Origin of the sequence: Streptomyces sp. NPDC013157 (assembly GCF_042899865.1) — a bacterium.
Taxonomy (GTDB): Bacteria; Actinomycetota; Actinomycetes; order Streptomycetales; family Streptomycetaceae; genus Streptomyces.
This window is the reverse complement of record NZ_JBIBAK010000002.1, coordinates 225307-244758: the sequence shown is the minus strand read 5'-3', so window position 1 is coordinate 244758 and position 19452 is coordinate 225307. Positions and strand designations below refer to the sequence as shown.

17 protein-coding genes are annotated in these 19452 nt (G+C 70.4%); 10 read left to right on the top strand and 7 right to left on the bottom strand.

All coding sequences use genetic code 11. The annotated features are described in order from the left end of the window. Positions 1–217: 217 nt before the first annotated feature. Complete coding sequence (locus ACFY6U_RS06660; protein ID WP_390035419.1) at positions 218–712, bottom strand: hypothetical protein; 495 nt, start codon at positions 710–712, stop codon at positions 218–220. Between the two features lie 197 nt (positions 713–909). Next, positions 910–1071 carry a hypothetical protein gene (locus tag ACFY6U_RS06655; RefSeq protein WP_390035418.1) on the bottom strand — a complete coding sequence of 54 codons (162 nt, stop codon included), beginning with the start codon at positions 1069–1071 and terminating at the stop codon, positions 910–912. Positions 1072–1703: 632 nt separating this feature from the next. Between ACFY6U_RS06655 and ACFY6U_RS06650 the strand changes: the two genes are divergently transcribed. Further along, positions 1704–3776, top strand: a complete 2073-nt coding sequence (locus ACFY6U_RS06650; RefSeq protein WP_390035417.1) for a glycosyl hydrolase family 28-related protein — start codon at positions 1704–1706, stop codon at positions 3774–3776. A 292-nt stretch (positions 3777–4068) separates the two neighbouring features. Then, complete coding sequence (locus ACFY6U_RS06645; protein ID WP_390035416.1) at positions 4069–4599, top strand: hypothetical protein; 531 nt, start codon at positions 4069–4071, stop codon at positions 4597–4599. A 166-nt stretch (positions 4600–4765) separates the two neighbouring features. Here ACFY6U_RS06645 and ACFY6U_RS06640 read toward each other — a convergent pair whose 3' ends face one another. Then, positions 4766–5416, bottom strand: coding sequence for a dihydrofolate reductase family protein (locus ACFY6U_RS06640; protein ID WP_390035415.1), 651 nt, complete (start codon positions 5414–5416; stop codon positions 4766–4768). A 319-nt stretch (positions 5417–5735) separates the two neighbouring features. On the opposite strand from ACFY6U_RS06640, the gene ACFY6U_RS06635 reads away from it, so the two are divergent. The 5 genes from ACFY6U_RS06635 to ACFY6U_RS06615 all read left to right on the top strand — a co-directional run bounded on the left by ACFY6U_RS06635 (position 5736) and on the right by ACFY6U_RS06615 (position 11975). After that, positions 5736–7751 (top strand): discoidin domain-containing protein, encoded by a 2016-nt coding sequence (locus ACFY6U_RS06635; RefSeq protein ID WP_390036522.1) that lies wholly within the window; start codon positions 5736–5738, stop codon positions 7749–7751. A gap of 15 nt (positions 7752–7766) precedes the next feature. Next, positions 7767–8357, top strand: coding sequence for a TetR/AcrR family transcriptional regulator (locus ACFY6U_RS06630; RefSeq protein ID WP_390035414.1), 591 nt, complete (start codon positions 7767–7769; stop codon positions 8355–8357). A 118-nt stretch (positions 8358–8475) separates the two neighbouring features. After that, positions 8476–9108, top strand: coding sequence for a hypothetical protein (locus ACFY6U_RS06625; RefSeq protein ID WP_390035413.1), 633 nt, complete (start codon positions 8476–8478; stop codon positions 9106–9108). Positions 9109–9292: 184 nt separating this feature from the next. Beyond that, entirely contained in the window at positions 9293–10468 is a 1176-nt protein-coding gene (locus ACFY6U_RS06620) for a cytochrome P450 (protein ID WP_390035412.1), read from the top strand. Between the two features lie 79 nt (positions 10469–10547). Further along, positions 10548–11975: an MFS transporter gene (locus tag ACFY6U_RS06615; protein ID WP_390035411.1), complete on the top strand. Its 1428-nt coding sequence runs from the start codon at positions 10548–10550 to the stop codon at positions 11973–11975. 12 nt (positions 11976–11987) lie between these two features. Here ACFY6U_RS06615 and ACFY6U_RS06610 read toward each other — a convergent pair whose 3' ends face one another. After that, positions 11988–13406 carry a glutamate decarboxylase gene (locus ACFY6U_RS06610; protein ID WP_390035410.1) on the bottom strand — a complete coding sequence of 473 codons (1419 nt, stop codon included), beginning with the start codon at positions 13404–13406 and terminating at the stop codon, positions 11988–11990. Positions 13407–13593: 187 nt separating this feature from the next. After that, positions 13594–14394, bottom strand: a complete 801-nt coding sequence (locus ACFY6U_RS06605; protein WP_390035409.1) for a DUF5995 family protein — start codon at positions 14392–14394, stop codon at positions 13594–13596. Between the two features lie 216 nt (positions 14395–14610). Here ACFY6U_RS06605 and ACFY6U_RS06600 point away from each other — a divergent pair, with 216 nt between their 5' ends. After that, complete coding sequence (locus ACFY6U_RS06600) at positions 14611–15255, top strand: DsbA family protein (RefSeq protein WP_390035408.1); 645 nt, start codon at positions 14611–14613, stop codon at positions 15253–15255. After that, a complete protein-coding gene (locus tag ACFY6U_RS06595) occupies positions 15248–15439 on the top strand; it encodes a hypothetical protein (RefSeq protein WP_390035407.1) in 192 nt (63 codons plus the stop codon). Before ACFY6U_RS06600 ends, ACFY6U_RS06595 begins: the two co-directional genes overlap by 8 nt. A gap of 98 nt (positions 15440–15537) precedes the next feature. On the opposite strand, the gene ACFY6U_RS06590 is transcribed toward ACFY6U_RS06595, so the two are convergent. After that, positions 15538–16872, bottom strand: a complete 1335-nt coding sequence (locus ACFY6U_RS06590) for an NAD-dependent succinate-semialdehyde dehydrogenase (protein ID WP_390035406.1) — start codon at positions 16870–16872, stop codon at positions 15538–15540. A gap of 175 nt (positions 16873–17047) precedes the next feature. Here ACFY6U_RS06590 and ACFY6U_RS06585 point away from each other — a divergent pair, with 175 nt between their 5' ends. Next, on the top strand, positions 17048–17671 hold the full coding sequence (locus ACFY6U_RS06585; protein WP_390035405.1) for a TetR/AcrR family transcriptional regulator: 624 nt from the start codon (positions 17048–17050) through the stop codon (positions 17669–17671). 73 nt (positions 17672–17744) lie between these two features. Here the strand turns inward: ACFY6U_RS06585 and ACFY6U_RS06580 are convergent, their stop codons facing one another. Beyond that, positions 17745–19451 (bottom strand): MFS transporter, encoded by a 1707-nt coding sequence (locus ACFY6U_RS06580; RefSeq protein WP_390035404.1) that lies wholly within the window; start codon positions 19449–19451, stop codon positions 17745–17747. Position 19452 lies beyond the last annotated feature (1 nt).

Below are 19452 nucleotides of genomic sequence, written 5' to 3'. Positions count from 1 at the left end.
GCCGCCAGGGTACGGAGTCGACGGCGCTCCACGGCGTCGGTGTACGTCGGCTGCTCACAAAAGACGCCGCGGTCTTCCAGACGGGGCACCACCCAGGAGCGCGGACGTTACGCCTTGGGCCCGGCCCAGGAACGTGCGGAATGCGGCGGCAGCCGATTGGCCGTCTGGGCGGTTTCGAAGTCGGCGCGGTGCGCCGGGACTTTCGCAGAGCGCATCGTCAGCAGTGTCTGCTGGTGAGCCAGAAGCAGGTGCCGGCCCCCAGGCCGAACACGAGGTGTGCGCTCAGGTCTTCGGCCAATGTCTTCGGGCTGTACTTCCAGATCGGCTGATAGAGCCCGGCCTGCGGCAGGGTCAGATACGCACTGGCCCACACGGCCGCGCCGAAGGGAATGCCGAGCAACGGGTTCGGGCGCCGGACCGATCCGGCAGCGATTCCGTACAGCGCACCCCAGGCGGAGCCGTACGACCAGTGCATCGCGGTGCTCGTGAGCCACGCCCACCGGTCAGGGATCTCGCGCTGGGTGAACCCCTCCAGCACCCGCTTCGCCACCTTGCCCGGATCCGGGGCCTCGTCCCAGCCTTCGACCGGTGCGAACTCCCACTCCTTGGGGTTTTCGGTGCCTCCCGTGCGGCGATATCGCAGGTAGCGCGTGGCATCCATGCAAACCGTCCCCGCGGCGCCGGCGACGATGCCGTCGATGACGGCAGCCACCGGCGTGAGAGGCCGTCGTCGTGGACGTCCAGTTCTCATGATGCCCATCACCTCGACCACCTCGGGCAGCTGCCGGTGCCTAGGGTCGCGCTGTCGCGTGTTGGCTTCCAGGAAGTACAGAATCCCACTCGCCACCTGCGCCCGCACCCCAGGAACGACTACCGCGGCGCCTCGGCCCCGGGCAGCCAGGCCCGACGTCAGATGTCGTCCATGCTCGCCGGGCCTGCGACACACGTCCCGGTTCTGTCCACTACGTAGATGACGTCCCGGGTGCCGAGTGCGCCGTCTGCTGTGACGGGCTCCGGGTCGATGACCGGGCAGACCGACTCGACTCCGCGGACGATCACCTTGTACGTCACAGGCCATGCGCGTTCTTCGGTCCACCCGACGTAGGCACCGCCGCCCCCGTCCGACGTTCGGTCAGGGTCGCCCTGGACCGTGACACCGCGCTCTCCGCATGACGGACAGCCGAGCACGTGAGCACCCCAGGCCGACTCGTTGACCAACCGCACCGGCAGTCCTTCATCGCCGGAACGTCCGCACCCCGTAAGGAAGATGGTGATGATGCCCAGTGCCGCCAGGAGCGCGATACGTGGTCGTCCCACGCTCCGACAGGACACGGAGTTGTGAGTGGCCGGTCTCAAAGGTCGCATGCTCGGACTCCCCCGTGATCACGACTGGCGGTTGGATCATCGCAGGTCACAGGCCGATGAGCAATGTTCCGGGGCCGCCTGCTGCTTCTGCCGCCGACGGGGGGAGGGGAGCGCTGACCGGCGACCTCTGGACGTGCTCCGGACGTGGATCGCCTGCAAGTAATCGACGATCTATTGCAGAATCCGTACTGGAAGGTGAAAAGAAGCGTCCACTGTCTTGTCCGGCTGTGCTGTCGCGCCCTAATGTCCCGGTACGCAGCAACACGGCCCGCTCCCGTCGTGCTGCCGCGCGCCGAGCTGCCCTCGGTGACCTCCGCTCCCAGAGAAACGAGAATCCGATGGCGCGGTACACCGACCACGTGACTGCGGAGCGGCTGAGAGGCCGCGCGCGAAGGCCGGCTCGGACCCTGGTGGCGCTGACCGCGGTCACCGCCGGACTCGTGCTCGGCCTCGGGGCCCCCGCCCCGGCGGCAGCGTGGCACGGTGGCCGTGCGGGCTCCCCGGCGGTGACCCGGGCCGGGCTCGACCCCGCCCTCGTCGCGGGGCGGGGCGCCGCGGTGGACTTCGACGAACAGGAGGCGGAGAACGCGGCGACGGACGGCACCGTCATCGGCCCCGACCGCACCGCCTACACGCTGCCCTCGGAGGCGTCCGGCCGCACGGCGGTGCGCCTGAAGCCGGGCCAGTACGTCGAGTTCACCCTGCCGCGCGCGGCCAACGCTCTCACTGTGCGGTACAGCATCCCCGACGCTCCCGGAGGCGGCGGCATCACGGCCCCCCTCGATGTCTCCGTGGACGGCCGGCACCGCACCACGATGACCCTCACCTCGCGGTACTCCTGGCTCTACAACCAGTACCCGTTCAGCAACGACCCTCAAGGCGACCTGCTGCACCCCGACTGGTGGATCACCGAATGCGGTTGCGTTCCCGCCGCCACCACGCCGGTGCCCACCATCGACAAGCCGTTCAGGCCGAGCCACTTCTACGACGAGCAGAGACTGCTGCTCGGCAAGCGGTACGCGGCCGGTGACACCGTCCGCCTCACCGCGCCCGGGAACACCACGGCCGCCTGGACCGTCATCGACCTGCTCGACACGCAACTCGTCGGCGCGCCCCACGTCGAGACGCATGCCGTGAACGTCATCGCGTTCGGCGCCGACCCCACCGGCCGGCGTGACGCGGGCGACGCCTTCAACCGGGCCATCGCCTACGCCGAGAAGCGGCATCTCAAGGTGTACCTGCAGCCGGGAACGTACCAGGTGAACCGTCACATCACCGTCGACGACGTGAGGATCGTCGGGGCCGGCAGCTGGTACACGATCGTCAAGGGCCACGAGGTCACCCTCGCCACCCCTGCCCCCGACGGCTCGGTCCACACCGGGGTGGGCTTCTACGGCAAGGACGCGGCGGACGGCGGCAGCCACGACGTCCACCTGTCGGGCTTCGCCGTCGAGGGCGACGTACGCGAACGCATCGACACCGACCAGGTCAACGCCCTCGGCGGGGCGCTCAGCGACTCGACGATCGACGGCCTCTACCTCCACCACACCAAGGTCGGCATGTGGTTCGACGGCCCGATGACCCGTCTGCGCCTCACCCGTACCCAGATCGCCGACCAGATCGCCGACGGCCTCAACTTCCATACCGGTGTGACAGATTCGAGTGTCTCCGACACCTTCGTCCGCAACACCGGCGACGACGGTCTGGCCATGTGGTCGGAGAAGACGGGCGACGCACGCAACGTCTTCGCCCACAACACCGTGCAGACCCCGGTCCTCGCCAACGGCATCGCCCTGTACGGCGGCACCGACAACACGGTCACCGGCAACCTCATCGCCGACCCGATCAGAGAGGGCAGCGCCATCCAGGTCGGCTCCCGGTTCGGCGCGCAGCCGTTCACCGGACATCTGAGGATCTCGGACAACACCACAGTGCGTTCAGGGCCGTTCGAGCTCAACTGGAAGATCGGCCTGGGAGCCATCTGGTTCTACGCCCTGGAACGGGACATCGACGCCGACATCCAGGTCACCGGCGACCACTTCCTCGACAACACCTACAACGCGATCATGCTGGTCTCGGACTTCCCGGTGAAGGACAAGTACGCGATCCGGGGCGTCCGTTTCAAGGACATCCGCGTGGACGGCACCGGCACGTCCGTGCTCAGCGCCCGCTCCGCCGGATCGGCGTCCTTCGAGAACGTGGACGCCCGTAACGTCGGCGCGGTCGGCATCGACAACTGCGGATCCTTCAACTTTCCCCCCTCCGGCTCCGAGTTCGCGGTCGACGACCTCGGCGGCAACGACGGAGGGGGCACGACCGGCCCCTGGCTGGCGTCCTGGGAACTGCCGAACACCATCACCTGCGAGGACCGGCCCCCGGTGGTCCCGCCACCCGCCCCGGCACCTTGGTGAGGCACGACGGATGAACTGGCCGTGCCGTCGTGGCGCCCGCGCACGGGGGAGCGGCCCCGTCTCCCTGCGGGACATCTGCTGTACAACCCTCTGAGCGTCCAACGGGTCTCACCTTGCGTCCGAAGTGCTCCGGGAAGTCCGGAGGTGGCCGCTTCGCACTACGGGGAACTGCGCTGACCACGCACGCCTCTTGGGGGTCCCCTGCTTCGGAGCACGTCTCAGCACGTCTCAGCACGTGTCAGCACGTGTCGTGACACATGGCTCAACCACGACGATCAGGGGGAAACGTCAGATGAGGCATCTCAAGACCGCCACTGCGGCGCTGGCCTGCGCCTTCGCTCTCGTCCCGACCGGAGTGGCGACCGCCGGGACCGGCCCGGCGCCCGCGCCGGCCGCACGCACGGCCACTGCGGCGGCCTCCACCGCGCCGTCCGCCGACGGTAACCCGGCGAGCCTGCGGGCTCAGGCGGCCGGGGTGTGCGCGGACGCCTACCAGATCGGAACCACCGGGTACATCACGCGCGCAGGCAGGACCGCCGCCTCCGTCAAGCAGTTCTACTCGCCGTCCTGCGGCAGGAACTACGGCTACGTCTGGGTGTGGCAGAGCTTCCGAGACGCCGTCGGAGACTACGACGTGACGTCGGCCGTCTACAGCTACTCCCAGGACGAGGTCCTCGGCAAGCGCTCCTGGACCAACACCACCGCCCAGGAGTTCTGGTCCAACGGCACCAGCACCGTGAGCGAATGCACGGCCGGGTCGGGCACCGTACGGGCCGCCGGTGACCCCGCGCCGGTGGGGGGCTACTCCGGCAAGCGCTGCTGAACCCATGCCCACGGTGGGGGAGGTGACCAACGGATCCTCCCCCACCGAAGGGGAAGCACCGCCTCGGAGCGCGGCGGCCGTTGCAGTGCACATACTCATCACCCCCTGAGTCACACTCTGAGCACTCCGCCTGGTGCCGCACGACGCACTCGATCGGGTGCTTGCCTCACCTCCGCCAGAACAGGTGGTGGGTGACGCCGCTCGGGCTGGGGATCACCTCCAGGTGGAACCGGTCGAGGAGTTCGTCGGGGGAGTCCCAGAGCCGTAGTCCGGACCCGAACTTCACCGGCGAGACCGCCACGTGCAGGGTGTCGACGAGGTCGGCGTCGAGGAACTGCCGGACGGTGGTGACTCCGCCGCCGAGCCGGACGTCCTTGCCCTGCGCGGCTTCCCGCGCCTGGGCGAGGACCGTGGCCGGGTCGCCGTCGACGAAGTGGAAGGTGGTGTCGGAGAGCGTGAACGACGGACGTTCGTGGTGGGTCATGACGAACACCGGGGTGCGGAAAGGGGGCTCCTCGCCCCACCAGCCGCGCCACTCGTGGCCCTGCCAGGGCCCGCGCTGGGGCCCGAACTTGTTGCGGCCCATGATCTCGGCACCGATGTTGCGCGGGAAGTCCCGGGTGAAGTAGTCGTCGAGGCCCCGGCTCCCGCCGGGATCCGTGCGGTTGGGCCAGCTCGCCGTGGCCCCGGCCCAGGCGAACAGCCGCTCGGCACGGTCGAGGCCGAACGGATTCTCGAGACTCTGGTCCGCACTGGCACCGGCGGCGACGCCGTCGCTCGAGATGACGAAGTTCATGACTCTCAGTAGTTGATCCACTGTTTCTCACCACATACTGTCGCGTCCTCGTGGAGCCGGGCGCCCCACATCATGACGTCGAACGGGATATGGCCAGATCGACAGCGGGGCAGAAGATTCTTTCGCGGCGCACCAGGGACCGGCCCCTTCACCGGGCGCGGGCACTCCAGGTCAAGCGTCCCGGACACTTGACTCGATAGGTGCGCGGCCCGATCCTCGTCCCAGGTATTGCGCGGTTCATGACAATCTCATGGGTTCGTCAACCGCGCCCTCCCGCCGACCGAGGGACGTGGCCGTGACGCCGACTCGACGCTCGTACCGCAGACGCAAGAACGTCACCATGCTGTCGCTGCTGCTCCTGGTACTGGCCATGGCCCTCGGGCCCACCCCGAGTTCGGCGGCCGGCGACGAGTGGTGGATCCCGACCGCACGCCCAGCCCCGGACGTCCAGATCGACGTCACCGGCGAGCCGTTCACCGGCACCAACTCGGCAGGAGAGGTGCAGGGGTTCGTCGACGCGCACAACCACCTCTTCGGCAACGAGGCCTTCGGCGGCCGGCTCATCTGCGGCAAGGTCTTCTCCGACGCCGGTGTGGCCGACGCCCTGAAGGACTGCCCCGAGCACTACCCCGACGGCACCCTCGCGATCTTCGACTACATCACCCACGGCGGCGACGGCAAGCACGACCCGGTCGGCTGGCCGACCTTCAAGGACTGGCCCGCGTACGACTCGATGACCCACCAGGCCGACTACTACGCCTGGGTGGAGCGGGCCTGGCGCGGCGGACAGCGCGTGCTCGTCAACGACCTCGTCACCAACGGCATGATCTGCTCCATCTACCCCTTCAAGGACCGCAGTTGCGACGAGATGACGTCGATCCGGCTGCAGGCGAGGATGACCTACGCGCTCCAGGCGTACATCGACACGATGTACGGCGGCACCGGCAAGGGCTGGTTCCGCATCGTCACCGACAGCGCACAGGCGCGGCGGGTCGTCGAGGAGGGCAAACTCGCCGTCGTCCTCGGGGTGGAGACCTCCGAACCCTTCGGCTGCAAGCAGATCCTCGACATCCCGCAGTGCAGCAAGGAGGACATCGACAAGGGCCTCGACGAGCTCTACGCGCTCGGCGTCCGCTCCATGTTCCTCTGCCACAAGTTCGACAACGCCCTGTGCGGCGTCCGCTTCGACTCCGGCGGCCTCGGAACGGCCATCAACGTCGGCCAGTTCCTGTCCACCGGTACCTTCTGGCAGACCGAGAAGTGCACCGGCCCGCAACACGACAACCCCATCGGGAGCGCGTCATCGGAGGCGGAGTCGGACCTGCCGGCGGGTGTGGACGTCCCCGCGTACGACTCGGACGCGCAGTGCAACAAGCGCGGCCTCACCGATCTCGGTGAGTACGCGGTGCGCGGCATGATGAAACGCAAGATGATGCTGGAGATCGACCACATGAGCGTCAAGGCCGTCGGCCAGGCGCTGGACATCCTGGAGTCGGCGTCCTACCCCGGCGTGATCTCCTCGCACAGCTGGATGGACCTGAACTGGACCGAGCGGGTCTACTCGCTCGGCGGCTTCGTCGCCCAGTACATGCACGGCTCCGAGGGCTTCGTCGCGGAAGCCGCCCGGACCAAGGCGCTGCGCGACAAGTACGGCGTGGGCTACGGCTACGGCACCGACTTCAACGGCATCGGCGACCATCCCGCCCCGCGCGGTGCGGACGCCGCGAACAAGGTGACGTACCCCTTCAGGAGCGTCGACGGCGGCTCCGTCATCGACAGGCAGACCTCCGGCGAGCGCACCTTCGACATCAACACCGACGGCGCGGCCCACGCCGGCATGATCCCCGACTGGATCGAGGACATCCGGAAGGTCGGCGGGCAGGACGTGGTGAAAGACCTGTTCCGGGGCGCCGAGTCCTACCTCGGCACCTGGAGGGCCACCGAACAGCACCAGGCCTCGGTCAACCTCGCCAAGGGGCAGCCGGCGACGGCCGGTTCGTCCGAGTCGAACCCGTTCACCAGCTACCAGCCGGGCCGTGCCGTCGACGGCGACGACGGCACCCGCTGGGCCAGTGACTGGAGCGACGACCAGTGGTGGCAGGTCGACCTGGGCTCCACCCACCTGGTCTCCCGGGTGACGCTGGACTGGGAGCGCGCGTACGGCAAGTCGTACCGCATCGAACTCTCCACCGACGGTACCGACTGGCGGACCGCCTGGTCCACCACGAGCGGCGACGGCGGCCTGGACACGGCCAGGTTCACCGGCACTCCGGCCCGCTACGTCCGGGTCCACGGCCTCGACCGCGGCACGGACTGGGGATACTCGCTCTACGAGGTCGGGGTCCACAGCGCCTGAGGCGGAGGTTCACGGATGGCACGCATGCCGTCGGCACAGCGGCGCGAACAGCTGACGGAAGCGGCGATCAGGACGATGGCCCGGGACGGCGTCGCCAAGGCGACGACCCGGGCCATCGCCGCCGAGGCCGGCGTGTCGCTGAGCGTCTTCCACTACTGCTTCGACTCCAAGCAGGCCCTGATCGAGTCCGTCATCACCACCCTCACCGATCACTCGGTGAGGGTGGTGCGGGAAGCATTGCGGCCCAGGGCCACACTGGAGGAGACCGTCCGGGCCGGCTTCGCGGCGTACTGGGACCACGTCCGCGACCGCCCCGACGAACACATGCTCACCTACGAACTGACTCAGTACGCGCTGCGCGAGCCGGGATTCGAGCACCTCGCCCGCCGTCAGTACGAGCTGTACGGCACCGCCTACACCGAGCTGATCGAGCAGCTGCACCGCAGCCGCGACCTGCAACTCCGCGTCCCCGTCTCCGTGCTGGCCCGCTATCTCGCCGCCGTGACCGACGGCCTGACCCTCAACTACCTCGTCCTGGGCGACGAGTCGGCCTGGAACGACATCCTCGACACGGTCACCGCCCACATCGCGGGACTCGTGGCCTGACGGCCACTCGGCGCGGCGGCTTCACGTGCGCACACCATGTGCGGTCAGACTGACCCCACCACCACCGAGGTCCGGCCGTGTGCCACCTCCACCGGGATGACGAGGGACAGGCGGACGTATGAGGCAGGTGTTCCGGCCGGGCGCCCGACGTCCCCGGCTGCGCTTCGACGGCTGGATCGCGGGCCTCGGCACCACCTCCGGCACCCGCGTCGTACTGGGCCACTGGCCTCGCTCGCCGTTCGGCCCGTTCAGCGACGTGATGCTGGAGCGAAGCGACGGGGAACGGCTGTTGCTCGCTCCGACCCGGCGGACAGCGGAATTCGTCGGCGGCACCTACCACTTCGACGCCGTACGAGTCGTACCGGTCGACGTCGCCGTCGTCGCGGACACCTGGACCGTCACGGCAGGATCGCTCCGCCTGCACTTCACCACCGGCCGCCGTACCCCCCTCGGCCGCCTGCTGCACGCCGTCCCGGGCCCGCTCGCCCGCCGCCCGGCCTGGGCCGTCGTCACGGACGGCGTCGCCCGCGTGCTGCTGCCCGGCGTGCGGACCCGGGGCAGCGCGGGCGGCGGCCGCAGGGAGTGGTACGGCGCGCGGGATCTGGTCGCGATCCGTGAACTGTCCGGCGCCTTCGACGGTGAGAACCTGGGTGCGCTCGCCCCGGTCGAACCTCCCGTGCGCTTCGGGTTCGGCTCGGTACCGCGCAGCCCCGCTCTCACCCGGGTCACCACGACGGTCGAGGCGGAGTGACCCCTCGGCGGAGGAGTGCCACGTGGCCCTGCCCTCCGCGCCCACGGCCAGGCGACGGGAACGGGACGCGGACCGGTCACCCGGAGGCGGCGGATCCGCGCGCCGGAGCCGGTGAACGGGCGGTCGGCGCGCCGTGGTTACGATGACGCGTGAACCGTTTCCCTCCGCCCGGCCGGACCCCGTGATGAGCACCGCCGTGTCGTTCCCTCTCGGCGCCTCGACCACGCTCGCCGAACTCGCCCGGGATCCGCACCCGCGCCTCGCACTGCTGCGCGCCCACGAGCCGGTGTCGTGGCTGCCCGAGCTGAACGGCTGGCTGGTCACGCGTCGCGATCTCGCGCTGGACGTGATGCGGGACGCCACCACCTTCACCGTCGACGACCCCCGCTTCACCACCGCCCAGGTCGTCGGGCCGAGCATGCTGTCCCTGGACGGCGCCGCGCACACCCGCCACCGGGACCCCTTCGCGGCACCCTTCCGGCCCCGAAGGGTGCACGAAGGCTTCGCCGCGTTCATAGAGCAGGAGACCGACCGTCTCCTCACCGCCCTGGAACCGGCGGGCGCCGCCGAACTGCGCCGGTCCTTCGCCGGACCGCTCGCCGTGGCCGTCGTGACCGAGGCTCTCGGGCTGGTCGGGACCACCACCGACACCGTGCTGTCCTGGTACGACGCCATCGTACGGTCGGTCTCGGACATCACCGCGGGCCTGGAGGCGGGCCCGGCGGGCCCCGCCGCGTACGCACAGCTGCGAGCCGCCGTCGCGGCCACCGTCACCGACCGGGACGCCTCCTCGCTCCTCGTCTCTGCCGCGGAGCAACTGGAACTGCCCGAAGTCGCCTCCAACGCGGCGGTCCTGATGTTCGGCGGGATCGAGACGACCGAGGCGATGATCACCAACGCGCTGCTCCACCTGCTCGACAACCCCGGCCAACTCGCCCTCGTGCAGGCCGATTCCAGCCTGCTGGACGGCGCCGTCGAGGAGTCGCTGCGCCTGGAGCCCGGTGCGGCGGTGGTGGACCGTTACGCCACCCGCGACACCGTCCTCGGCCCGGCCACCATCCACCGAGGCGACCTGGTCAGCGTCTCCCTGACGGGCGCCAACCGTGACCCGGCCGTCTTCGCCGACCCGGACCGCTTCGACGTCCGCCGCGCCGAGGCCCGCCTGCAGCTGGCCTTCGCCCACGGCCCGCACCACTGCCTGGCCGCCCACCTCGCCCGACTGGAGACCCGTATCGCCCTCCAGCGCCTGCTCGAACGCCTCCCCGGCCTCCGTCCCGACCCGCAGCGCCCTGCCACACCGTACGGCCTGGTCTTCCGCAAGCCGGACGCCCTGCACGTGCTGTGGAACGCCCCGGCCTGACAGCTCCCCGTAGTTCCGCATATCTACCCTATTGTGGCTTTTGGTGGCGTGTCTCGGCGGATGGGATGGAGTTGGGGCCGTGGCGTTCGCGGAGTCGGCCGACGGTGGTGAGGCGAAGCCCTCTTCCGATGCGGCCGCGGCGCCCGGACAGCGGTCCTGGGCGCCGCTGCTGGCGGTGTGCGCCGGGTATTTCATGGTGATCCTGGACGTGACGGCCATCAACGTCGCCGTGCCGGTGATCGGCGGGGAACTGTCGGCCTCGCTCACCGGCATCCAGTGGATCACCGACGGGTACACCCTGGTTTTCGCCGGGTTCCTGCTGACCGGCGGCGCGCTGGGTGACCGGCTGGGCAACCGGCGGGTCTTCTGCGCGGGCGTGGCGGTGTTCACGCTGTCCTCGGCCGCCTGCGCGCTCGCGGCGAGCGCCCCGTTCCTGGTCGTGGCCCGGCTGGTGGAGGGGCTCGGTGCGGCCCTGATCGTGCCCGGCTCCCTGGCCCTGCTCCAACAGGCCTACCCGGCGACGGCCGCCCGCTCACGGGCCTTCGGACTGTGGGGTTCGATGGCGGGTGTCGCGGCCGCCGCCGGCCCGCTCCTGGGCGGACTGCTCGTCTCCACGTTGGGCTGGCGCTGGGTGTTCCTCATCAACCTGCCCGTCGGCGTGGCCTGCCTGGTACTGACGCTGCGGCACGTGGCACGCTCGCCCCGGCGCGCCGACCGGGCCCTGGACTGGCCGGCGCAGTGCGCGGTGATCGCGACGGCGGCGCTGCTCACCGCGGCGCTCAACGAGGCCGGACGGCGAGGCTGGTCCGATCCCGCCGTACTCGCCGGGGTGGGCCTGGCCGCCCTGGCCGCCGCGGCGTTCGCCGTGCGCGAGCGGCTCGCCCGCTCTCCGGTCCTGCCCCCGAGCCTGCTGCGCTCTCGGGCCATGAGCGGAGGAGCCGTCATCGGCCTGCTGTTCAACTTCGGCTTCTACGGCATGGTGTTCACCGCCAGCCTGGAATTCCAGCACCAGCGCCACTTCAGCGCCCTCGGCACGGGCCTGGCGCTGTTCCCCGCGGTGGCGATGACCATGTTCGCCTCCGTCCTGTCCGGGCGGCTGGTCCGCAGAACCGGCGATCGTCCACTGGTGATCTCCGGCATGCTCCTGGCCGCCCTGGGCCTGGCCGGCTGGGCCGCCGCGGGCGCCGACCCCGCCTACCCGCTGCTGGTGGCCCCGATGATGGCCGCGGGATTCGGTACCTCCTTCGCCCTCACCGGCTCCACGGCCACCGTGATGGGTGCCGCGCCCTCGGCGTACTCGGGCGCCGCCTCCGCCCTGTTCAACACCACCCGCCAGATCGGCAGCGCCACCGGCGTCGCGCTCGGCGGCAGCCTGCTCGCCACGGCCGCCGACTACAACACCGGCCTGCGCACCAGCATGGCCGTCGGCGCCCTGGCCTACCTGACCGCCGCGGGCCTCGCGTGGCTGTGCGTACCGGCGCTGTCGACCAGACCCACGACGTCCTGAGGAGTTCCGGGGCTATGCGGTGGTCCCGGCGTGGGCCGGCTCCGGGGTGCCGGCCGGTGGCTTGACGGTCGGTGCGGGCATGGACCGGCGGGGCTGGAGTTGCCGGGTGACTTCCGTCAGGTCGGCGATGAACGAGCTCGCGAGCTCGGCGGTGAACCCGGTGCGGACGACGAGGCGCAGGACGGAGACGTCCTGGCAGGGGGCGGGGAAGGTGTAGGCGGGCAGATGCCAGCCGCGTGCGTGCATGGCGTGCGAGACGTCGAAGACGGAGAAGCCGTGCGTTCCCTGCGCGAGGCGGAAGGCGAGGGCGGGGAGTTCGGATCCGTCGGTGAGGAGTTCATAGGGCGGGGTGGCCCGGATGCGGGTCGCGAGGGCACGGGCCGTCGTACGGCTCTGGACCGCGAGGTGGCGCAGACCCTCGTAGCCGTACCGCAGGAAGCTGTAGTACTGCGCGACGACGTGGGCGCCCGGACGGGAGAAGTTGAGGGTGAAGCTGGGGGAGCGGCCGCCGAGGTAGTCCACCTCGAAGACCAGGTCGTCCGGAAGGGCCTCGGCGTCGCGCCACAGGGCCCAGCCGAGACCGGGGAAGACGTGCCCGTACTTGTGCCCCGAGGTGTTGATGGAGGCGACGCGTTCGAGCTGGAAGTCCCACATCAGACCCGGGTCGAGGAACGGCGCCACCATCGCGCCGGAGGCGCCGTCGACGTGCACGGGGATGTCGGTGCCGGTGGCGGCCTGGTAGCCGTCCAGGGCCATGCAGATGTCGGCGACGGGCTCGTAGGAACCGTCGTAGGTGGAGCCGAGGACGGTGACGACGCCGATGGTGTTGTCGTCGCAGTACGCGGTCAGGGTGTCGGGCGTGAGGTGGAAGCGGCCGGGCTCCATCGGGACGTACCGCGGCTCGACCTCGAAGTAGTTGGCGAACTTCTTCCAGCACACCTGGACGTTCGCGCCCATCACCAGGTTGGGGCGGGCGGTGTCCTTCCCCTGGGCGCGCCGGCGCTGCTGCCAACGGCGCTTGAGTGCCAGGCCGCCCAGCATCCCCGCCTCGCTGGAGCCGGTGGTGGAGCAGCCGCGGACCTGCTCCGGGTGCGGTGCGTGCCACAGCCGGGCGAGCATCCGCACACAGCGCTCCTCCATGGCGGTGATCTTCGGGTACTCGGCGCGGTCCGCGAGGTTCTTCTCCGCGGTGTCGGCCATCAGCTGCCGTGCCTGCGGTTCCATCCAGGTGGTCACGAAGGTGGCGAGGTTTCGCTGCGCGTCGCCGTCGAGCGCGAGTTCGTCGCGCACCTGCTGCAGTACGAGGTCGGGCGGGGACGCGGCCGGCGGCAGTTCGTCGGCGGGTCCGTGAAGGTGGGTGGCGGCGGGCGGGGTGAGGGTGTCGAGGTCGGTCGTGGAGAGGGAGATGACGTCGGTATCCGGGATGGGCATGTGCGTCTCGGTGCTTTCTGGTCCGTGTGGCCCCCGTGCACTTTCGACGCTAGATCGCTGCGCGGCGCGGCATCTGTGCGGATTACACCGATCCAGCGACCGGTTTGCGGACCGATGAACTGAATTTTCCCTCGCGTATACGGGCGGGCGGCTGCGCATGGGGTGCCCATGGGAGGGGTGGCGAGGGTCAGTTTCCCGGTTGGCGTCCGGTGTCCTGCTGGGCGAGCGGCTGGTGCATGGCGTTGTCGAGGTGGGTGATGACGGCGGGTATGTCGTTGTTCTCGGTGTGCCGGATGAGTTCCAGGGCGGGGCGAAGGAGGCCGCCCGGCCGTGCGATGAGCCGTGCGAGTACGGCGGCACGGATGTCGAGCCGTTCGATGGTGGCGGCGCGCTCGGTGTCGTTCTGGCCGGCGAGGAGCAGGGCGTTGCACCAGGCTTCCTGGCGGGACTGGCGGATGCTGAAGTCGAGGATCTGTTCGTCGGTGCGGCCTCCGATCCTGTCCAGCAGGGACATGAGAGGGGACAGGTCGTCGAGGGAGTCCTGCACGCCCAGCACCACTCGCGCGAGGATGTCGTTGATCAGCTCGAAGTCGTGCTGGAGGGCGTGGATCTCGCCGCCCGGGCTGGTGCGGGCTGCGGCGACGGCCAGGTCGAGGTTGATGTGCGCGTTCACGCCGAGAAGCAGGTGCTGGACGATGACGGTGTCGGCGTCGTCCAGGAGCCCGAAGGCCTCGCGCCAGCAGCGGGGCCCGCTCCGGTCGTGGCGCCAGGCGTCGTGCGCCTCGAAGTAGCGGTTGCCGAAGTGGGTGTCGAAGCGGTCCATCCGGGGGCCGTCGTCGAACAGTCCGCTGTGGATGGCGGTGCGGATCTCGACGGTCACCTGCCGGTACAGCGCCGCGAAGTATCCGGCCCGGTCACGGGTGCGGCCGGCTTCCTGCACGATCCGGGCAAGCCCGTCCACGACATCGTCGATGTTCCCTGCGGTCATGTCCCGTCCCCCTCCACGGTGTTGTGTCCGCCCCGCGTGCGTTCCGCGCTCCGCGGTCCGTGTGCGGGTGGTTGTCATGTCCTACCACCGCGCGCCGGGCGGAGGGTGTCGCTCCGGGGGAAAAGGGGACGCGGGCCGTGGTCTGCCCGCTGCTGCCGTGCCCAGACTCGGGATCACCCCACCGCGACCGGCGCTTGACCGCTCCGGCATAACGTGATGGTGCCCTCGACGGTCGACGTCTGGGCGGACGTGCTCTGTCCCTGGTGCTACCTGGGCGAACAGCGGCTGAGCCGGGTGATCGAGATGTCCCCGCACGCCGAGCACATCGAGCTGAGGGTGCACACCTTCCAGCTGGACCCACAGGCCCCGACCACCGTCATGCCGACGCTGAGGTACCTCGCGGAGAAGTACGGCGCGGCTCCCGCGCAGGCCCGTGCGATGGAAGAGGGCATGGCACAGTGGGCCGCGGCCGAAGGCCTGCGCTACGGGGTCGACCGCCCGGCGAGCAACACCTCCGACATGCTGCGCCTGGTCGACCTCGGGGCCGAGCACGACGTCGCCTTCGACTACCTGCGCGCCATGCAGAGTGAGGTCTTCGGCGGCAACGACGCCGCCTTCGCCCCGGACACCCTCGTCCGTCTCGGTGAAGAGCTCGGCATCCCCGCCCGCGCCGTCCGAGAGGTGCTGGCCACCGACCGCTACGCCGAGGCGGTGCGCGCCGACCACGACCAGGCCGTGCGGCTGGGCGCCACCGGCGTCGCCTTCACCGTCCTCGGCGAGCGGCTCGGCATCCCCGGTGCCGTCAGCACCGCTCAGTACGCCACCGCCCTCGACCAGGCATGGGAGCAGATCCATGGATGACCCCGGACTCCGCACAGCTGGGCCGCTGCGGTTCCTGGACGGCGACGCCGACGGCCTGTGCGACCCGGCCACCGGCGTCTTTGCCGTCCCCGTGGCCCCGTCGCCGGGCACTGCCCCCACCAGCAGCACCGGCCCCACCGCCCGATCCGACGGCGAGACGGCCATCACCACGACCGGCTGCTGACCAGCCGCAGCGCCACCCGGGGAGGTGGCGAGGCCCCCGTGCGCCGTGCCGTCCGGCACCGCCCGCCCGGGGCCCGTCCGCGGATTCCGCCGTGTCGCTCAGGCCACCGTGCGGATCAGCTTCTTGTTGGTGAACTCCTCCATGCCGAGCCGGCCGAGTTCCCGGCCGAAGCCGGAGCGCTTCACCCCGCCGAACGGCAGCTCGGCACCCTCCGCGCCGACACCGTTCACGAAGACCATGCCGGCCTCGATGCGGTCGGCGACCCGGGCGGCCTGCTCGGGGTCGGTGGTGAAGACGTAGGAACCGAGGCCGTACGGGGTGTCGTTGGCGATCCGTACGGCCTCGTCCTCGTCGGCGGCCGGGAAGACCATCGCGACCGGTCCGAACAGCTCCTGGCGGGCCGCCGTGTGCTCGGTGGTCAGGCCGGTGAGCACGCCCGCCGGGAAGAAGGCACCCTGCCGCTCCGTGGAGCCGTGCAGGGTGGCGCCCTCCGCCACCGCCTCGCCGACCTGCCGCGCCAGGGTCTCGGCGGCGGCCGCCGAGGAGAGCGGTGCGCCGGTGGCGGAGTCGAGCAGCCGGGCCGTGAACTTCTCGACGAACGCGTCGTACAGGTCCGCCACGACCACGAACCGCTTGGCGGCGTTGCACGCCTGGCCGGTGTTGTCGAGACGGGCGGCGACCGCGGCCTCGACGACGGCGTCCAGGTCGTCGGTGGACAGCACCAGGAACGGGTCCGAGCCGCCGAGTTCCAGGACGACCTTCTTCAGGTGCCGTCCGGCGATCTCGGCGACGGCGGCCCCGGCCCGCTCGGAGCCGGTGAGGGAGACGCCGTGCACCCGGGGGTCGGCGATCACGTCGGCGATCTGCTCGTTGGTGGCGTACACGTTGACGTACGCGCCCGCCGGAAAGCCCGCCTCGGCGAACAGCCGCTCCAGCAGCGCCGCCGTACCGGGACACTGCGGGGCGTGCTTGAGGACGATGGTGTTGCCGACGGCCAGGTTGGGGGCCGCGAACCTGGCGACCTGGTAGGCCGGGAAGTTCCACGGCATGATGCCGAGCAGGACGCCCACCGGACCGCGCCGTACGACCGCGGTTCCGGGGCCGGAGGTGACGTCGAGGGGCTCGTCGGCGAGGAACTCCTCGGCGTGGTCGGCGTAGTAGTGGTAGATGTCGACGCAGAAGCCGATCTCGCCCTCCGCCTCGGCGAGGGGCTTGCCCATCTCCCGCACGATGCTCGCGGCGAGTTCGGCGCTGTGCTCGGCGTGCAGGTCGCCCAGGCGGCGCAGCAGCGCGGCGCGTTCGGCCACGGAGCCGGACCGGGCCCAGCCGCCGGCGGCGTGCGCGGCGTCGACGGCCGCGGCGACCTCGGCGTCGGTGGCGGTCGGGTAGGTCTCCACGACCTCGCCGGTGGTCGGGTCGGTGACGGCGTACATGGTGCCTCCAGGCGGCAGTGGACAAACGGCGGTGAGCCCGTGGCGACCGCCGATACCGGACGGATGTCGGCCGCGGCGTCCCCGCACCGCTGTGAGCTGCGACTTCCTGCCGATCCAGCTTATTGGTCGCGCAACCAATTGCTTTATTGGCTGCCCACTCAATAGCATTCGGCGTATGACGTCAAGAGCGACGGGCAAGCGCGTCCGCAAGGCGCCCGGTGAACGCCGCAGCGAGCTCGTCGCCACGGCGGCACGGATCGGGCTCACCGAAGGCCTGGAGTGCGTCACCCTGCGCCGGGTCGCCGACGAGCTGAGTGTTCAGCCCGGACTCGTGGGCCACTACTTCCCCGCCGCGGACGAACTGGTCGCCGAGGCGTTCACCCATGCCACGATGAAGGAACTCGACGGCCTGCTGCCGTCGGAGCCGGACGACCCCCTGCACACCTTCCGGAGGTTCTTCGGTCTGACGACGAGTGCCGAGTTCGACGACGTCAGCAAGCTCTGGCTCAACGCGCGGCACCTGTCGCGCTACCGTCCGGTGCTGCGCGAGCACGTCATCAAGCAGGAACTGCTGTGGTGCCGGCGCCTGGAGGAGCTGATCACCGCAGGGACGGCGGCCGGGCTCTTCGCCTGCGCGGATCCCTGGGGCGCCGCCACCCGTATCCTCGTCGCGATCGACGGCGCCAGCGCGTACGTCAACACCACCGCCGACCACCGCAGGACGCCCACGGCGGACATGCCGCGCACCGTGGCCGAATCAGAACTGGGCCTGCGGCGCGGCATGTTGCTCGCCGACTGAACTGTTCGCGGGCACGGGGTGCAGCGCCCGGCTGTGCGGTGCACCCCGCCTGGTGGCGCATCCGATCGCCTGGTCACTCCTTGGCGGCGGCGAGAGCGGCCAGCTCGCGGTTGACCGCGGCCTGGTGCGCCTCGGCGTCCGAGCGCGCCCTCTTCGGGCTCCAACGCCCCGCCATCACGAAGACGAAGGGCAGGAAGAGCACTTGGCCGCCGACGCAGATCCACCACCACGTGCGCCACTCGCCGGGCCCGTCCTTCGACGCCCTCTGGACCCGGGCGCCGTACTCCTGCAACACCTTCAGCTGTGGCCCCGCCTTCTGGACGACGGCGAGGTCCGCCACGCCGACTTCCCGGACGGCGCGGGCGTTGAGCGCGGGCGGCACGGTGGTCGGGGTGTACTTGTTCAGCTCGGCGAAGAGCTCGGGGTGCGCGTTGACGACGGCCAGCGCGGGCGCCGCCTGCGCGGAGGCGGCCTTGACCTCGGCGCCGTGCTCCACGAGCGGGGTCACGGAGGTGACCAGTACGGGGATGAAGGCCGCGGAGACGGCGACCACGATGCGTACCGTCCAGCCCCACACGGCCAGACCTGCCGCGGTCGCCGCCGGGTTGTGCTTCTCCACCGTCTCGGTGAAGCTCGCCATCCAGGGCGCGTAGGCGATGCCACTGAAGACGCCGATGCCGACGAAAAGCCAGGCGAAGGTGTAGTAGCCGGTCGTCAGGTGGGTGGCGCGGGTGGCGAAGACCGCGGTCACCACGACGGAGCCGACCGCGCCGACGATCATGAAGGGCTTGCGTACCTTGAGCCGGTCCGAGAGCAGGCCGACCAGTACCAGGGCGATGGCGTTCGCCCCCCAGTACCAGTTGGCCAGCGCGTTGGTGCGCTGCTCGCTGTAGCCGAAGACGGTCGAGAAGTAGACGACGAAGTTGCCGACCGCCGCGTAGTACAGCAGCAGGAACACGGCGATGGCGAAGGCCGAGCCCAGCACGTCCAGGCGCATCATCTGCCGCCACTCGCCGCGGCGCAGTGCCTCGGTGTCGAGCCCCTTGGCACGCGCCTCGACCAGCGCCCGGTCGCGCAGCGTCACCATGATCTGGTCGCGCAGCGCCGGGGACAGCTCGCGCAGCGCGAAGACCGCGGCGATGAAGACGACGAACCCGGCGATCGCCGAATAGCGCAGTTCGTCCTGCCAGGTGGCGGTGTCGAGGGTGTTGCTGGTGACGGTGGTGACCACCAGGGAGCCGATGACCGGGCCCATCGTCCAGTACCCCATCGCGGTGGCCCGGCCTAGCTGCGGGGAGAAGTCCCTGATCAGCGCCGGGGTGGCGACCAGAACGATGCCCTCGATGAAGCTGACGAGCGCGAAGAGCACCAGGTAGGTGGTCTTGTTCGCCGCGTTCGGCAGCCCGAAGAAGACCAGCAGCGCGGCGATCAGCAGCCCGTAGACCACCAGATTCGCCCGGCCCCAGCGGTCCGCCAGGCCGGCCACGAGCGAGGCGAAGGCCCCGATCGCGTTGCCGATCACCGAGACCCAGATGAAGTAGCGGTACGTCATGCCGAAGTGCGTGATGATCGACGTCGCCACCGCGTACTGGATGTACAGCATGTAGTACAGGACGACCGTGGTGACGACCACGATCGCGAGGTACGCCATACGGCGACCCGTGGGCGGATAGACCGCCAGTTCGCGGCAGTACAGCCGGGCCAGCGGGGAGCGGGTGTCCGTGGTGGGCGCATCGGGGGCGGGTCTGTCGGCGTCGAACGGCGTCGTACTGGCGGACATA

Bases quoted from the DNA above. Each gene is read 5' to 3' on its own strand.
- ACFY6U_RS06650 (WP_390035417.1), top strand. From the start codon at position 1,704: ATGGCGCGGTACACCGACCACGTGACTGCGGAGCGGCTGAGAGGCCGC.
- ACFY6U_RS06645 (WP_390035416.1), top strand. From the start codon at position 4,069: ATGAGGCATCTCAAGACCGCCACTGCGGCGCTGGCCTGCGCCTTCGCT.
- ACFY6U_RS06635 (WP_390036522.1), top strand. From the start codon at position 5,736: ATGCTGTCGCTGCTGCTCCTGGTACTGGCCATGGCCCTCGGGCCCACC.
- ACFY6U_RS06630 (WP_390035414.1), top strand. From the start codon at position 7,767: ATGGCACGCATGCCGTCGGCACAGCGGCGCGAACAGCTGACGGAAGCG.
- ACFY6U_RS06625 (WP_390035413.1), top strand. From the start codon at position 8,476: ATGAGGCAGGTGTTCCGGCCGGGCGCCCGACGTCCCCGGCTGCGCTTC.
- ACFY6U_RS06620 (WP_390035412.1), top strand. From the start codon at position 9,293: ATGAGCACCGCCGTGTCGTTCCCTCTCGGCGCCTCGACCACGCTCGCC.
- ACFY6U_RS06610 (WP_390035410.1), bottom strand. From the start codon at position 13,406: ATGCCCATCCCGGATACCGACGTCATCTCCCTCTCCACGACCGACCTC.
- ACFY6U_RS06605 (WP_390035409.1), bottom strand. From the start codon at position 14,394: ATGACCGCAGGGAACATCGACGATGTCGTGGACGGGCTTGCCCGGATC.
- ACFY6U_RS06600 (WP_390035408.1), top strand. From the start codon at position 14,611: ATGGTGCCCTCGACGGTCGACGTCTGGGCGGACGTGCTCTGTCCCTGG.
- ACFY6U_RS06595 (WP_390035407.1), top strand. From the start codon at position 15,248: ATGGATGACCCCGGACTCCGCACAGCTGGGCCGCTGCGGTTCCTGGAC.
- ACFY6U_RS06590 (WP_390035406.1), bottom strand. From the start codon at position 16,872: ATGTACGCCGTCACCGACCCGACCACCGGCGAGGTCGTGGAGACCTAC.
- ACFY6U_RS06585 (WP_390035405.1), top strand. From the start codon at position 17,048: ATGACGTCAAGAGCGACGGGCAAGCGCGTCCGCAAGGCGCCCGGTGAA.
- ACFY6U_RS06580 (WP_390035404.1), bottom strand. From the start codon at position 19,451: ATGTCCGCCAGTACGACGCCGTTCGACGCCGACAGACCCGCCCCCGAT.